The organism is Wolbachia endosymbiont of Glossina morsitans morsitans (assembly GCF_000689175.1).
Classification (GTDB): domain Bacteria; phylum Pseudomonadota; class Alphaproteobacteria; order Rickettsiales; family Anaplasmataceae; genus Wolbachia; species Wolbachia pipientis.
In genome coordinates this window covers 1-14,669 of sequence record NZ_AWUH01000016.1, presented here as the reverse complement: position 1 = coordinate 14,669, position 14,669 = coordinate 1, and the positions used below count along the sequence as shown (strand labels likewise).

Annotated in this window: 19 protein-coding genes and 1 pseudogene; 8 read left to right on the top strand and 12 right to left on the bottom strand. The window is 34.9% G+C overall.

The features are described 5' to 3' along the window. Positions 1 to 186 precede the first annotated feature (186 nt). From WGMM_RS00555 to WGMM_RS00550, 3 genes are all read right to left on the bottom strand, one after another. The gene (locus tag WGMM_RS00555; RefSeq protein ID WP_038248404.1) at positions 187 to 375 is read right to left on the bottom strand and encodes a hypothetical protein; all 189 of its coding nucleotides are present in this window, start codon (positions 373 to 375) and stop codon (positions 187 to 189) included. Positions 376 to 552: 177 nt separating this feature from the next. Then, a complete protein-coding gene (locus WGMM_RS06315) occupies positions 553 to 723 on the bottom strand; it encodes a hypothetical protein (RefSeq protein ID WP_240991796.1) in 171 nt (56 codons plus the stop codon). A gap of 527 nt (positions 724 to 1,250) precedes the next feature. Next, positions 1,251 to 3,272: an ATP-dependent DNA helicase RecG gene (locus WGMM_RS00550; protein ID WP_038248402.1), complete on the bottom strand. Its 2,022-nt coding sequence runs from the start codon at positions 3,270 to 3,272 to the stop codon at positions 1,251 to 1,253. A gap of 296 nt (positions 3,273 to 3,568) precedes the next feature. On the opposite strand from WGMM_RS00550, the gene WGMM_RS00545 reads away from it, so the two are divergent. Continuing rightward, positions 3,569 to 4,396 (top strand): hypothetical protein, encoded by an 828-nt coding sequence (locus WGMM_RS00545; RefSeq protein WP_038248398.1) that lies wholly within the window; start codon positions 3,569 to 3,571, stop codon positions 4,394 to 4,396. Between the two features lie 3 nt (positions 4,397 to 4,399). Here WGMM_RS00545 and miaA read toward each other — a convergent pair whose 3' ends face one another. Next, positions 4,400 to 5,293: a tRNA (adenosine(37)-N6)-dimethylallyltransferase MiaA gene (gene miaA, locus WGMM_RS00540; protein ID WP_038248395.1), complete on the bottom strand. Its 894-nt coding sequence runs from the start codon at positions 5,291 to 5,293 to the stop codon at positions 4,400 to 4,402. Positions 5,294 to 5,368: 75 nt separating this feature from the next. On the opposite strand from miaA, the gene WGMM_RS00535 reads away from it, so the two are divergent. The 7 genes from WGMM_RS00535 to WGMM_RS00515 all read left to right on the top strand — a co-directional run bounded on the left by WGMM_RS00535 (position 5,369) and on the right by WGMM_RS00515 (position 9,485). Beyond that, entirely contained in the window at positions 5,369 to 5,839 is a 471-nt protein-coding gene (locus WGMM_RS00535) for a hypothetical protein (RefSeq protein WP_038248392.1), read from the top strand. 265 nt (positions 5,840 to 6,104) lie between these two features. After that, complete coding sequence (locus tag WGMM_RS06000) at positions 6,105 to 6,353, top strand: hypothetical protein (RefSeq protein WP_128080194.1); 249 nt, start codon at positions 6,105 to 6,107, stop codon at positions 6,351 to 6,353. A 5-nt stretch (positions 6,354 to 6,358) separates the two neighbouring features. Continuing rightward, positions 6,359 to 6,946, top strand: a complete 588-nt coding sequence (locus tag WGMM_RS00530; protein WP_038248382.1) for an L-threonylcarbamoyladenylate synthase — start codon at positions 6,359 to 6,361, stop codon at positions 6,944 to 6,946. A 17-nt stretch (positions 6,947 to 6,963) separates the two neighbouring features. Further along, complete coding sequence (locus tag WGMM_RS00525; RefSeq protein WP_038248380.1) at positions 6,964 to 7,785, top strand: AAA family ATPase; 822 nt, start codon at positions 6,964 to 6,966, stop codon at positions 7,783 to 7,785. Positions 7,786 to 7,858: 73 nt separating this feature from the next. Further along, positions 7,859 to 8,560, top strand: coding sequence for a hypothetical protein (locus WGMM_RS00520; protein WP_038248406.1), 702 nt, complete (start codon positions 7,859 to 7,861; stop codon positions 8,558 to 8,560). A 32-nt stretch (positions 8,561 to 8,592) separates the two neighbouring features. Next, entirely contained in the window at positions 8,593 to 8,757 is a 165-nt protein-coding gene (locus WGMM_RS06310) for a hypothetical protein (RefSeq protein ID WP_240991795.1), read from the top strand. Positions 8,758 to 8,825: 68 nt separating this feature from the next. After that, on the top strand, positions 8,826 to 9,485 hold the full coding sequence (locus WGMM_RS00515) for a conjugal transfer protein TraJ (protein WP_038248377.1): 660 nt from the start codon (positions 8,826 to 8,828) through the stop codon (positions 9,483 to 9,485). Positions 9,486 to 9,491: 6 nt separating this feature from the next. Here WGMM_RS00515 and WGMM_RS00510 read toward each other — a convergent pair. From WGMM_RS00510 to WGMM_RS06305, 8 genes and pseudogenes are all read right to left on the bottom strand, one after another. After that, a pseudogene (locus tag WGMM_RS00510) lies at positions 9,492 to 10,957 on the bottom strand (proton-conducting transporter transmembrane domain-containing protein). 69 nt (positions 10,958 to 11,026) lie between these two features. After that, the gene (locus WGMM_RS05995) at positions 11,027 to 11,281 is read right to left on the bottom strand and encodes a hypothetical protein (RefSeq protein ID WP_128080193.1); all 255 of its coding nucleotides are present in this window, start codon (positions 11,279 to 11,281) and stop codon (positions 11,027 to 11,029) included. An 11-nt stretch (positions 11,282 to 11,292) separates the two neighbouring features. Continuing rightward, positions 11,293 to 11,664: a holo-[acyl-carrier-protein] synthase gene (locus WGMM_RS00505; RefSeq protein WP_038248374.1), complete on the bottom strand. Its 372-nt coding sequence runs from the start codon at positions 11,662 to 11,664 to the stop codon at positions 11,293 to 11,295. Then, positions 11,661 to 12,908 (bottom strand): proline--tRNA ligase, encoded by a 1,248-nt coding sequence (gene proS / locus WGMM_RS00500; RefSeq protein WP_038248372.1) that lies wholly within the window; start codon positions 12,906 to 12,908, stop codon positions 11,661 to 11,663. The genes WGMM_RS00505 and proS overlap by 4 nt, the downstream gene beginning before the upstream one ends. Positions 12,909 to 13,074: 166 nt before the next feature. Beyond that, positions 13,075 to 13,467, bottom strand: coding sequence for a hypothetical protein (locus WGMM_RS00495; RefSeq protein ID WP_240991794.1), 393 nt, complete (start codon positions 13,465 to 13,467; stop codon positions 13,075 to 13,077). 30 nt (positions 13,468 to 13,497) lie between these two features. Beyond that, on the bottom strand, positions 13,498 to 13,620 hold the full coding sequence (locus WGMM_RS07055) for a hypothetical protein (RefSeq protein ID WP_275039469.1): 123 nt from the start codon (positions 13,618 to 13,620) through the stop codon (positions 13,498 to 13,500). Further along, positions 13,617 to 14,261 carry a hypothetical protein gene (locus tag WGMM_RS00490; RefSeq protein ID WP_240991797.1) on the bottom strand — a complete coding sequence of 215 codons (645 nt, stop codon included), beginning with the start codon at positions 14,259 to 14,261 and terminating at the stop codon, positions 13,617 to 13,619. The genes WGMM_RS07055 and WGMM_RS00490 overlap by 4 nt, the downstream gene beginning before the upstream one ends. A gap of 233 nt (positions 14,262 to 14,494) precedes the next feature. Next, positions 14,495 to 14,659 carry a hypothetical protein gene (locus WGMM_RS06305; RefSeq protein WP_240991793.1) on the bottom strand — a complete coding sequence of 55 codons (165 nt, stop codon included), beginning with the start codon at positions 14,657 to 14,659 and terminating at the stop codon, positions 14,495 to 14,497. Positions 14,660 to 14,669 lie beyond the last annotated feature (10 nt).

Genomic DNA, 14,669 nt, shown 5'->3' with positions numbered 1-14,669 from the left:
CCCGTTCATAATCCATGTCTTTATCAAATTTAATGACAATATAATCCCTCAATGTACCTCTTTCTAAAGTTAAATTAGTATTAACAGTATTATAAAAAAGATTATCATCGTTAAATGCTGTAATCAATTTCTCAGTCATTCTATTTTTAGGCATAACACCCCTCCTATTTAAATCACCATAGACTTTTAACTTTTACTACTACCTTGACCAGTAGATTGATTTTGCTTCTTTCTCTCTTCTTCCTTCTGTTTCCAGAATTTACTAAAATCATCAATCCTTTTTGGGTCCATTTTGCTTAAGTCAGCTTTTCCCCCTCCTGGTTTAGTATCATCACCATATTTTGGTTTAACGTAATTATCAACATATCTTGGCATATTACCCTCCAGTAAAAATATTATGTAACTAGTATACTAAAAATAAAATTAAGTGCAAGCACTTTTTTTATATTTTTTTTCAAAAATTTTTATTCACTCTTTTTCACAAAATTCAGTTTTCTAGATTCCAGCGTCACGCGCTGGAATGACACCTGTATTTCTCTTTGCCATCAATCCCTACTCTTTAATGTCATACCAGTACCTCTTTTTCTTGTCATCCCAGTGCCCAGACACTGGGATCCACGAATTTTGATTGGACACTGGGTTGGTAAGCATAAAAGTGTTATGTAAAATACAACGTTCTTGATGGGATTGTGTGAAATGCTGGATTCCAGACTGGAATGACATCACAGGAGCACTGACCTCTCTTGGGCTCTTTTAGCTACAAACGTTAAGAAATTTACCAAATGAAAAAAAAGGCAAAAGAAGCCCCGTGGTTATTATCCGCTTTAAAATATTGGCGTTTTTTATGTTTTAAACGCTTAACAAGTGAGATTCAGGCGCTTTTAATTGCAACTAACTTACGCTGCAAATGTTTAAGAAGTTTACTAAGTAGAAAAAAAGACAAAGAATCCCCGAGTTAGCTAGTCTTTTACTATCTCTGTCGAGTATTGGCATTTTTTGATATCTTGTAACGCTTTATAAGCGCGTTCAGCTTATTTAGATAAAAACCTAGATGTAGATGAAGTTTCGTAAAGACATACAGTATCTATATACTACAAAAAATTGAACATAAGACGCCGATACATTAAGTAATCCTTACCTTTTAATCTGCAGATTGGCGAAAGCAAATACAATAGCTTCAGTTTCATGATAAGGGGGCTGGCGAGGTTTGTCAAGGAAGTTTTTTGTTTTCTGCGGGCTACCTGGTTTTTCTACTGAAATTTTGAAAAATGTAATCTACTCCTATATTCAAATATATCAAGCAGTAATTCAAAATCAGCCATTGTGCCTTTTGCGTTATTATACGCGAGATTGAGCAGCTCTTTGTCCTGACATAAATCAGCAAATTTAAATTCCATACATCCTGATTGTTTTGTGCCTAAAATATCTCCACTGCCTCTTAGCATCATATCCCTTTTAGCAATGTAAAATCCATCTTGTGACTCACACATGATCTTTAACTTTGAAGATGAGCTTTTACTTAAATTATCGTATAATAATACACAAAAAGATGGCTTGTTTCCTCGCCCTACTCTGCCTCTTAACTGATGCAATTGTGATAACCCAAATTGCTCTGCATTTTCTATAATCATGATGGCTGCATCTGGCACATCTATACCAACTTCTATCACAGTGGTTGCAACAAGCAGAGAAAATTCATCCCTTTTGAAGGAAAACATAACTTGATCTTTCTGCTCCTGAGTCAATTTTCCGTGTATTATCCCGACTTTATCAAGAAATGTTTTTTGTAATTCCTGAAAACGCATCTCTGCTGCAGCAATATTGGTCTCTTCGTTTTCTTCTATATATGGACAAATCCAATATGCTTTTTCGCCCCTGTTTATAGCACCTTTTAGCTTTTCAATAACATCTGGCACCCTACTAATGTTCATAGTTACAGTTTTTATTGGCAATCTGGATTTTGGTTTTTCTTTCAAAATTGAACATTCAATATCACCATACATAGCTTGCTGCAAGGTTCTTGGAATGGGAGTTGCAGTAACGAAAAGTATATCGGCATTTTCTCCTTTTCCTACCAAGCGATTTCTCTGCGTCACTCCAAATCGCTGTTGCTCGTCTATGACTGCAAGCCCTAAATTTTTAAATGTAACGTTAGCTTGAAATAGTGCATGAGTGCCAATCACTATATTTAAAACACCACTTGCAAGTTCGTTCATGATAATCTTTCTTTCCTTGCGCGAAGTTTTACCAGTAAGCAGCGCAACTTTTATATCGGTACAGGATAAAACTTCCTCAATCCAATTATAATGTTGCTCCGCCAAGATAGTAGTCGGTGCCATTAGAGCTGCCTGCATGTTGTTTTCTACCACATTTATCATCGCAAAAAGTGCAACTACGGTTTTGCCACTACCAACATCACCTTGCAGCAAGCTTATCATGCGATATTTGGATTTTTGTCTCTCTGAGATCTCATCTATTGCACGAGTTTGATCATTTGTTAATTGAAACGACAATTCATTTAAAACTTGCTCTTTGTATTTACTCAATATTATAAATTCTCTTCCCCTTTCTTTCACATGATTTTTTCTTGCAAGTTTCAGCGCTAGCTGGTACGCAAACAATTCATCATAAGCAAGCCTTTTTCTACAAACCTCAGCTTCCGCCAATGAGCTTGGTCTGTGCAACTTTATGATGCTTTCCCTCCAACTTAACCATTTTTTTTGCTTGATTAATGTATCATCTATCCACTCTGGTAAATCAGGCAATTCCTTTAGATTAGAGCTTATTATGTTCCCAATGCGCTTATTGGTAATGCCACGGCATAATTGGTAAACTGGCTCTATGCAAGCTATTTCTTTAAATTGGTTGATGTCAAGCGACACGTAATCTGGATGAGTAATTTGCCAATGTTCAGCAAATTTTTCGAGTTTGCCACTGATGATCACATTCGCTCCAATTGGAAATAGTTTATATAAATACTTAACTGAGTAATTAAAAAAGACTATGAATATATACTGACTCTCACTTTCAACGACTATTTTATATGGTCTACCTCTAAAAGTGGGCGACTGATGTTCATAAACTTTTGCAATGAAAGTTGTAAATTCTCCAACTCGAGCATCAGATAGTAACTTGCTTCTATCCACATAACTAAGTGGCTTATAAAACAGCAGATCCACCACCTTGTCCCCACCACAAAGTTTAGGCAATATTGCGGAATGGAACTTAGGTATATTCTCCAGCCTGCTATTTAGAAAAATCTGATTGCTCATTGAGATTCATACATGTGTAAAACTGTTATAGAGCCTTTTTAAAATCTTGTCACCTTATGGTCAGGTATGCACTATAGCTAGCACAGCTCTCTAACGTCATACCGCGATTCATTCGCGGTATCTCAGCCGCTAACACGTAACGGAATGACGAATTTGTTGTTTTTAAAATCGTCGGTAAGCCTAAGTTACCCCTAACTATATTTGCTATCATAGGGCTTATAGTAGGTATTTTATTAGCTTATTAATCATTTTTATGTGTTATTATACCATTAGCAGTTTATATCAAGGTATTAATGATGAACAGCTCTACACCAAAAGAAAAGGAAAATCCAATAGTTACACTAAGAGCTCAAGCAGAAAAGTTTGGTTTTAGCAGGTTGAGGGCTGGTAAAGATAATGCTGAAGCGAATTCTGGCGCAACTATGTACGTAGATCTTCCAAGAATGAAATTTGTTATTCAGAACAAAGTTATAACAAAAGAGCTTGTTGATGAATTATATAATAAACATACCAACCTCATTTCAAATGACAAAAATAAGTACCGCCAATTTGTAAAACAAGTTTTTACAGAGCTATTTGAATATGCTGAAGCAGAAGTTCCAAATGATTCTATTCTAGAAGAACTAATCACTAATTGTAACCAGGCTGCTTATGTGGGTGCATTGTATGGTAAAGGAGGACCTATCCTTCATTTAGCTGAAACATATGGGTTATTGTTTCAGTCTAATCATGTAACACATATTAATTGTAGTGATCCAAGTCATGCGGCAATCAGAATTGAAGAAAAAATTGCAGTTCGCACTTTTGCAGAACTGGAAGAAGAATTATGTAAATTGGATAGCTCGCTAGAATTCACACTTAAGTCTCAAGGTGATAAAAATGTAACATATGAAGATGGTAAATTGTCACTTACTGTTCCTAAGAGACTGAAGGACTATAATATAGGTGATAAAAACTTGTTTGACGTTATAAAAGAGTGTTTTCAGAAATTTTGCGAGAGGCTTGGATTTTTTAAAATAAAAATAGAGCATGGCTTGGATAAGCCACCAAAAGTGAACAGCCATCTGGAAAATATGGAACCGTCCATTCATAGCAATGAGTATGGAAATACACCTAGAAACTAACAATTAAAATATTTCAAGCGCTGTTAGCTCATTTGCACAATCAATGACTTCAGAACTTGGGAACTGATTTTTAAACCAAGTATATTGACGTTTCGCGTAGTGTCTTGTGTTTGTTTGAGCAATTTGTATCGCTTCGTCTAAAGTAATCTCACCTTTCAAGTACTTTATAATTTCTGGCACTCCGTGTGCTTTCATAGCTGGCAAATGTGGAGCTAGGTTCATGCTAAGTAGCTTCTTTACTTCATCAATTGCTCCATTTTCAACCATTGTAATGAAACGAGAATTTATTTTTTGATATACGTCTTCACGCTTAGGCAAAATTGTGTGTATCTTAAAATTATTGAACAAGGGAGGCTGTCTATTCTCTTGCCATACAAAAATTGACTTGCCAGTTTCAGTGATAACTTCAAGTGCCCTTGGAAGGCGGTGCGAGTCATTCATGAACACTTTACCTTGAATCCTTGGATCTTTGCTTAGCGCTAATTTGTAAAACTCCTCTTTACTTAAATTTTTCCTTAATTCGCTTACATTTTTCCTCACTTCCTGACTTATTTGTGGCATTGATGATAAGCCCTTGATTAAGCTGCTAATGTAGAGCCCACTTCCTCCAGTGATGATAGGTATTTGAGCATTTTCTAGTGCGTGATTAACTTCTTTTTCTAAATCTTCTAACCATAGACCCACGGAATAATTTTCTTTTGCTGAAACATAACCATATAGTTTATAAAATTCTTCTTGCTTTGGTGGTTGAGCAGTAATTATGGGAATTTCTTCATATACCTGCTTTGAATCACAATTTATTATACTAATATTTCCATATTTTTCTATCAGGTTATCGCATAATTCTGATTTACCTGAGGCCGTAATTCCTGTAATAATTACTATATTATTTTTCATTTATATTAATTTAATTAACGTATGATAAAGTGTAGTAAAAGTTTGGATTCTACAATCTAAAGTTTGGAGGTTTTTATGGCAGAAAACAGCGACAATAATTCATTTACTAAGCGTTTCACAAACAGGACTCCTGGCGGTACAGGGGAAGGTTTTTCCAGTAAGTATTCGTCTCAAAACACCAAAGAACGGGCATTAGGGGAAAAAGGAAAAATTTCTGAATTAGCAGGTAAAAAAACCGAATCCAAGGAAGCTTTTTCTGAAAGTGGCGGCATAAAAATTAAAAGCAGAACTGTCAATGAAAGATCTTTTGCTGATGCAACAAAAAGAAGTAGGTCAGATCTTATATACTTAGTCCGTGGTAAAGATCGTGGAAAATCAGCGTGGCATTATGTATTAGTTGATAAAGAGAAAAGAGAAATGTTTCTAGCAAAAAGCAGAACTGGCTCTATAGATGTTGCAGACTATGGAGAGATTTTGTATTCGGGATGGGGAGAGGATCCACCACAGGCAATAGTTGATAAAGTCAATGAAGAGTTTGGGTTGTAGCAAGTCTGCATAACAAATGGTAAGCTGCGTTGTATTATATTCACAAAAACTAGCGTATCTGTTTAGAGGAGTGGCTAATGTGCAAATATTGAAGCAAAGTGCGTGACACACACCTGTACGAACATTGCAATATGGTACATAGTAAACGATGTCGTCCCAGTGCTTGACACTGGAATCCAGCTTTTTCATAATCATCAAAATGTTGTATTTTAACATAAAACGGCTACTTTTATGCTTACCAACTTAATAAAATTCCTGGATCCCAGTGTCAAGCACTGGGATGACACCATTTGTTGTAAACTCACTTTTACTCTATGGTCTTGCCGCTATCCTGAACGGATACAAACTAGCAGTTATAGCTCTTTTTACAATAATCCGAACAGACCGTAATATGCTACTGGCCTGCTATAGCCATAAACAAATATCTTATCGCATTCGGACTATTATAAGAAAGGCTATACTATATAAGATACAATGCAACAAAACTGATCTAGTTGTTATAAATAAGTTTTGAGCTACATGGTATCTAAAATAATAAATGCAATACAGAACAACTTGTTAGTGTGTTTTCCAACAGAAACAGTGTATGCTCTTGCTTTTAATGCACTAGATAATGAATCTATAGGAAAAATATATCAGATAAAGAAACGCTCTCAAAATAAGCCACTGTCTATATTTGTTAGTGATATTTGCAGCTTGATGAGAATAGCAAAGCTAGAGAAAAAGTATATTGGTTTAGTAAATCACTTTTCTCCTGGACCAATTACCTACATTTTACCACTTAAAAACAACAACGTATTGCCAAACGAATTCTTTAAAGATAGTATAGGCATCAGAATCCCTAAGCATCCTATTGCAATTTCAATATTAAATAAACTGAAAGTTCCAATAGTTGCAACTAGTATAAATATTTCAGGAGAAAAAAGTGTATGTAAGGCAAACGGTATACCACAATCCATTAAGCAACATTTATCTGCAGTGATTGAAGATGACGAATTAGTTTCTGGTATAGAATCTACTATTATTGACTTAACCGAAGATAAGATTAAGGTTTTAAGGGAAGGTGCAATTTTATTACAAACAGTAAACAATACATTTTCAAACTAAGATCTATAGGAGAAAGAATGAAAAAAGTAATAGGCCACAACCAAGCCAAAAAAAAAATAATGAACAACTTATCTGTTCAGTCTTGGCTGATATGTGGTAAAAAAGGTATAGGAAAAGCAACACTTGCAAAATCCTTCTCCAATTGGTTACTCATAAAAAACTATAATGAAGTAGCATTGGACTTACACATTGTTGAAGGTGATACTATCGGAATAGAAAAAGTCAGAGAAACGAAAAACTTTCTACACTTAAGTCCCATTCAATCAGAACACAAAATAGCTATAATAGATAGCTTAGAGGCAATGACTAATAACGCTAAAAACGCAATATTGAAAATATTAGAAGAACCGCCAAAAAATTCTAAGATATTTATAATTAGCCATAAGCCATATGATATACAAACCGCTATCTTGTGTAGGTGCTTTCAGCTAAATTTACTCCCATTAACTTATGATGAAACAAAGCAAGTTGCTTCATCTCAATGTAAGTTTGATGGTCAAACGTTTGATGAAATGATCACTTTATTTCCTGGAATGCCAGGAATGATAATGAATGCAATAAGTAGTGATGCTTATGAAGCATACAAATGCTTTTATAAATTTCTTCATGATTTAAAGAATCCCAATATGATTAATAAAGTAATTAATAGCGAAATCGAACTAGAACTAGCATCATATATAATTCAGGCCTTCATTTTAGAAAGCATAAAGAGAGAGGTAAATGGTGTTGAAATTCTGCTAAGTCAGTGGAAAAAAATAGATGAACTTTTCGTTGTTGCTAAGCAACTTCACTTAGATAAAAAGCATGTTTTAGCTAATGTAGTTAATATCATGACATAAGTTTACGAAGTATAATACTTTTAACATAAATTCATGATAAAATTCTGTTAATTTAATACTCGAAGTATATAATTTGACTGATAATAAATTAACTGTATGGCAATCAATAGAAGTTTTGACGAAAGCCATATTGAACATGCAGAAAAAATTAAGCTTAATTAAGAATATAGCTTCAGGTCGAGACATAACCCTAGAAAAAAGAAAGGAGTTGTTAAGTGGCATTTATGAAGCAAATTTTAAGCTAAATAAGACAATCAATATAGCTACTTTGCCAAAAATTGGCTTTCATATGCTAAATGGTGAGCTTGTTGTACGTAATCATATTACGGAAGAGGAAGTAAAGATTCCTGGAGATTTTCATTACCTTAAAGTCGTAAAATCCGATCATGATAATTATAAATTAACGTTTTGTAATTTTTTAGGTAATGAGTTTTTTGAATATAAAAAGTATGATCCACAATATTCTGGTATTTCAGATGAATATAAATTTGTGGATTTTGGTAGTGTAAAAAAGACTCATAATCTAAAATTTAAGGAATACATTGGTCATGCACCTAAATTTTTTGCTGCAGAATGGCCTATTGAGCCTGGATCCCAAAACCATCTAATTGATCTATTTGAGCTAGTCAAAAGTGGTAAAGGTAGACAAGTGGGAACCTTTGCTGATGAATTTGGTTATTTTGATGACCAAAATAAATTACATTATTATAATTATCACAAAAGTGTAGAAAGTAATACTTATGATCCTGAAAATTTCAGTGTAAAAATGATATAGCTCTTTTTACAATAATCCGAACAGACCGTAATATGCTACTGGCCTGCTATAGCCATAAACACATAACTTATCGCATTCGGACTATTATAAGAAAGGCTATAAATATAGATGTGAGCAAAATCGATAAATTCTACCTCATTGCAGAACAAGGTTATATAATAATTCATCCCATTTGGGAAAATTTAGACATATTTTAAAGTTTTTTTTAGAGTATCTAAGCTTATTGTTATTATAATGATCCGATTAGATCTGGTAGTATTGTGTTATGGAAGATAAATTGCTTGAATCAGTAAAAAACAAAAGTTATTTCAGTAAAGCAGTCGAATGGTACTGCCATAGGTATCTGTTTTGTGTAGCAGAAAGATCTTGGATGGCATTAATAGTATCGCTTCTCCTACTATGCTTATGTTTATTAACATTAAACATATACCTGTTATTTCCTATTAAAAAAGATTTAAATTTTGTGAAGTATATGAACCACACAGAAGATGAGTTCTCTGCAATGCATAAGCTTAGTTTCAGTAAAAAGGAAGACGAATACACTTCCACAGCGAGGTACTTAATAAGTAAATACATTGAAATATACGAGTCCATTAAGATCGTTGAACCGAAGTACCAAGAAAATTTTATAAGAAATAATTCTATACATAAAATCTATCAAGGCTTTCAGGAAAAAACGAACAATGAAACTGTTTCATCCAAAAGAAAAATTGCCAACATAAATGTAATAACATTATCTATTGATCGATCGACCAAGGACTTAGTTACATTTGCTGGAAATGCTACTGTAGTTTTTGCAACCGAGCAAAATAAGGAGGTGAAAAATCAGGCTGTTGAGATTAGCTTCACTTTGTCGAATATAAAAGCAACTCTGGCTGGTATAATACCATTTAAATTTATTGTTAATGGTTATAAATACAGATAATCACATTTAAAATATTACTTGGTAGCTAAAAAAAATAACCAAAGTGCACATAGCAGTAATAACTGGAGGTAAAACTAGAAGAATTGGCGTTTTTTTAATGAAGTAATTCTGAGAAGGTTTTAAGAAAAAGGCATTGTAAATCATCGGTAAAAAGTACAGAGCGTTGAGTATAGTACTAACAATTAACACTAGAGTTACAAACACAGAAAGTATTACATTGCCAGAGTTGAAAACAGCTTGAAAAATGAGAAATTTACCCCAAAAAGTTGGAGCAGGCGGCACCCCTATCATAGACAACGCACCTATAGCAAATGCTGTCATGCTAATTGGCATACTGCGTCCTATACCGTAAATCTTATCTATATATTTCTCACCTGCTCTCGTTATTATTGCTCCGGCAACGAAAAACAAAGTGATTTTTGCAAATGCGTGGCAAACTAATTGAAAAATTGCAACCCTCATGCTGAGCTCACTAAAAATTGAAGCGAACAATATAATATATGACAATTGAGAGATGGTAGAGTAAGCAAGCAATTTCTTTAATTCTTTTTGCTTTAGTGCAATCAATGATGCAGTAATAATAGTAAATCCAGCAGCGTACGGAAGCCACCCTCCAGCAAACCAATTTTGCTGCACAAAACGTTGCATGTTATCGACGCCAAAAGTGTATAATATAACTTTTATGATGATGAAAACTCCGGATTTCACAACAGCAACAGCATGCAGTAGTGCACTCACAGGAGTTGGTGCAACCATTGCTTTTGGTAACCAAAAATGCATTGGCATTAATGCAGCTTTTCCTATTCCGTAAATTAGCATAGCAAAACACACTGCAATAAAAGTGATGAGTGAAGTATCAAATTTGAATATTCCACCACTTACAAAGTCTAAAGTATGAAATTCATTATACAAAAGGCCTATTGCAGGAAAAGATAATACCAAAGAAGAGAAAAATAGCACACCAAAGTAATAGCGTCCTGCAGTCATCGATTCATTTGTTGAGTTGTAAGTAACCAGAGGGTATGTACTAATAGTTAGAAGCTCATAAAAGACAAATGTAGTGAGCAAATCTCCAGAAAAAGCAATAAACATTGCACAGCTAATCGATATTGAAAAAAAGCATAGAAAACTTGAGTGATTGCTATCAGCATAGTTATTCTGCATATAACATATTGCATATCCATAAAACGGTATCAATAAACTGAATATTACTCCGGTAGACTCTAGCTTTAAACTAATGTGCAAATTATTACCAAAATCCATGAGGATAAATTGAGAATGACACCATACACCCAATATAAAGTGCACAGACACGTATACGCAAATAGAAGTAGAGAAGAAGTGACAGTAATACTATTGTTCACTCTGGGCCATTTACCAGTAAAAAAAATAGCTAACGCACCTAAAAGTGGAATCAACGCAGTAATTAATAAATAATTCTCAGTAATAAAAAATGGTAAGGAAAGATACATTAACATTAAATTTTTTGTTTAGGTAAAGTTAGGATTATGCTCAAATCATAGAAAAACCGCTATGTTTTTTTAGTTATTTGTGTATGCTATAGCTATACTGCGATTCATTCCACAACTGCACGAAGACTTGTTTTTGTTAAACACAACAAAGATGTCGTCCCAGTCTGGGATCCAGGAAAGTTTGCTTGTGAGCAAGCAAACTAGCATAGAAAAACGTTTTCGATGAGATTGCAGAAACCAGTGTCTGGGCACTGGAATGACACCATTTGCTGTGCAGTTTACCTTTAAAAATGAATGTTCATACAGTAAGCCATAAGATGACAAAAGAGTAAACTTTATCTGTGTGAGCTATAGACGCAAATTATAACAAATGCAGTAGCGTAATCTCCATCGTCACTCAGAGAAAGATGAATTTTGGAGATAAAATCCTTGCTAACGGTAAGATATGGCTTGCCTCTTACATCATTGTATATTTCTATATCTTTCATTATAATACCCTGACCACTACCTCGTGCTTTAACAAAAGCCTCCTTTGCTGCAAAGCGTTTAGCAAAATACCTTGCTCGCATTTCTTGACTATTATACTTTCTACTTAGCTCTATTTCTTTTTCAGTGTAGATTCTATTGAGAAATTTTTCCCCGTATTTTTGTAATATCCTCGATAATCTTGGTATATATACTATGTCAGTGCCGATACCGTGTATCATTTTGTGCTAAAGTGATTTATTGCTTCTTCAATCTGCATTTCCTTCACCTCTCCAGTTGCTCTATTTTTTACTTCAACTATCTTTTCATCTATTGCCTTTTTTCCGACAATTATTTGCCACGGCAAGCCTATCAGATCCATTCTAGAAAATTTTACTCCTACACTCCCTTCCGTATCATCGTAAAGCACTTCATCGCTTTTCAAAGCTTTATATATTTTATCTGCAGCCTCCGTTACTTTCGGTTGTAAATTGATTAAACCAATTCTGAAAGGAGCTACCGGTTCTGGCCAGATAATTCCTTTATCATCATGAAAAGCTTCTATTATTGCACCAACAAGTCTTGAAACCCCAATGCCATACGAACCCATATGTATATTGACATTTTTTCCATCTTGAGAAGTAACACTTGCCTTCATAGGCTTCGAATATTTATCACCAAAATAAAAAATATGCCCTATTTCAATACCCTTACTAACATTTAACTGTTCTTGTGATATAGGGCAAGTCTCAGGATCATGCATATCATCTGCAACTGCATATATACTCTTTAAACTTTCAATATCTTCACTCTCTAGTAGTTCAGAAAATTTATTGTCATAATATAAAGTGCTCTCACCAGTGTTTGCCAATATATGAAACTCGTGGCTCAAATTTCCTCCAATTGGCCCCGTATCAGCTCGAACTCCAATTGGAGTAAATCCCATGCGTTTGAAGATTTTTATGTAAGTTTTGTACATCAAATTATATGAATTCAGTGCACCTTCGTAATCTACATCAAAACTGTATGCATCCTTCATCAAAAATTCCCTGCCCCTCATAACACCATAACGTGGTCTTACCTCATCACGGAATTTCCATTGAATTTGGTATAAACAAAGTGGCAAATCTTTGTAACTTTTTACCACATCTCTAATTAAATCAGTTGCTATCTCCTCATGCGTTGGACCAAAAAGCATATCTTCCTCATGCCTATCCTTTATGCGTAGCATTTCCTTACCGTAATCATCGTAACGCCCTGATTCTCGCCAAAGACTTGCTGGTTGCACACAAGGCATTAATGCTTCAATAGCACCGGATTTGTTCATTTCATCTCTGATAATATCTTCAATATTCTTAAGCACTAAGAGACCAAGTGGTAACCACGTATAGATGCCAGATGCTATCTGCTTTATTAAACCTGCACGCAAAGAATATTGATGGGAGATAATTTTAGCATGGGCAGGCTTTTCCTTTAGAGTTGGCATAAACGTTGCATAAACGCATATAATAGATCTGATGAGTTGGCAGGTAATATTTGGATAAACGCATATAATAGATCTGATTGTATTAAGTAATCTTAATACAATCAGACCTGTAGGTAAACTTATTTTGAAAAGGAAGGAAAGTGCATGGCTGACCATTTCATAGTTATCATAGTCCTTGTACAACATTTTCCTTTTGGCATCGCAACGCTTTTCTACCAAACTGTGCTATGCGATCCTCAACAGAAGGAGGAGGTGAATCTTGCACCTCATTATCCACTGAGTCAACATTATTTACTTGTGGTGAATCAACACACGAACTTGGCGGTACCGGTGACTCCTCTGTTTCTTGTTCAGGATGTATCGGAGATGTGGCTCTAGATCCTATACCACTGTCAAGACCCCCGCTTCCTTCTTCCTTGCTTGATGGGGAATTTGTGTGTTTGGTCTGCTCCTCTTTTTCCTGCTCTATCTCTTTTTGTTTGTCTTTGCTTTCATCTGTAGTCCAGTCTGAATCGCTAATAGAATCAGAATGCTCACTTTCACTATCTGAGAATTGCATGACTGCTACTCTCTCCTTAAGTCTCTTTGTCTAATCTGAATCATTATCATCCGACTTCTTTCTCTCTGCTTGCTCCCTATCTATTCTTGCAGCAAACTCTTCTGGTGTTTCTTTTTTGTCAGTGCCCCCACTACTTTCTAATTTTGATTTCAATTCATTTGTAAAATTTTGTTGCTGCCCACTCTTTTTAACGTAGTACCTCCTCTTATCTGTTCAAACAGAGTAGAATGATTATTATTCTCAGGTTCACCAGCCTTCTTCGGTGCATCATTCTTAGGTTGCTCCGTACGCTTGGAAGCTGTAAAAAAATGCGGAGGCGGAGGTGGTAGTGCAGCATCTTGTGGCAATGGAGGAGGTGGCGGCGGTGGTACACTGACACTTGGATTTGGTTGTGTTCCAAACGTTACTGGAGGTGATTGAGGAGTAGGTACATTTGATTTATTCTCCAGATTAGTACAATTTTTACACACAAATTTTTGTGGTTCTTGAGATGGAGTACGGCCGAATTTCTGTCCATTAAGACCTACTTCTTTCTTATTATCACCTCTAGAAATAGCCAGTTTAACAAGATATGTCACTGAAATAAGTGCAACAACCGTAGAAACAGCAAAAATTGCTAAAGGAACTGCTGCAATAGAAGCAGAAACTGCAATAATAACATAAGGAAGATATTGACCAGATATGAAAGTAAATATAGATAATAATGAAACAGCAATTAAAGGTTTCCATATAGTCTGCTTAGTTTTAGTAAGCTCCTGACTATCTTTTAGCAATGAAGAACTATTGGATATCATCATTTCTTTGCCTCACTTGTTAACGATAATTTAATAATAACCCAATTAATAATTTCTGTCAATAGTTAATTATGAAAAACAAAGTTGCAATTTGAATAGATAAGCTATAAGTAATATACGACCAGCAATAGCCATACAATAGACTTCTTGTATAACCCACACTAAGTAGAAAAAAGGTGTCATCCAAGTAGCTGACACTGCTCTCCTTTGTCATTCCAGTGCTCCTTTTTTTGTCATCCCAGTGCTTGACACTGGGATCCAGTTTTCCATATAATCTCATCGAAAATGTTGTAATCACTTTCTGTGCTAGTTTGCTTGCTTACAAGCAAACTTTCCTGGATCCCAGTGTCTGGGCACTGGGATGACATCATAGGGACACTGGGATTACACCCTGACAATCGTCATCCA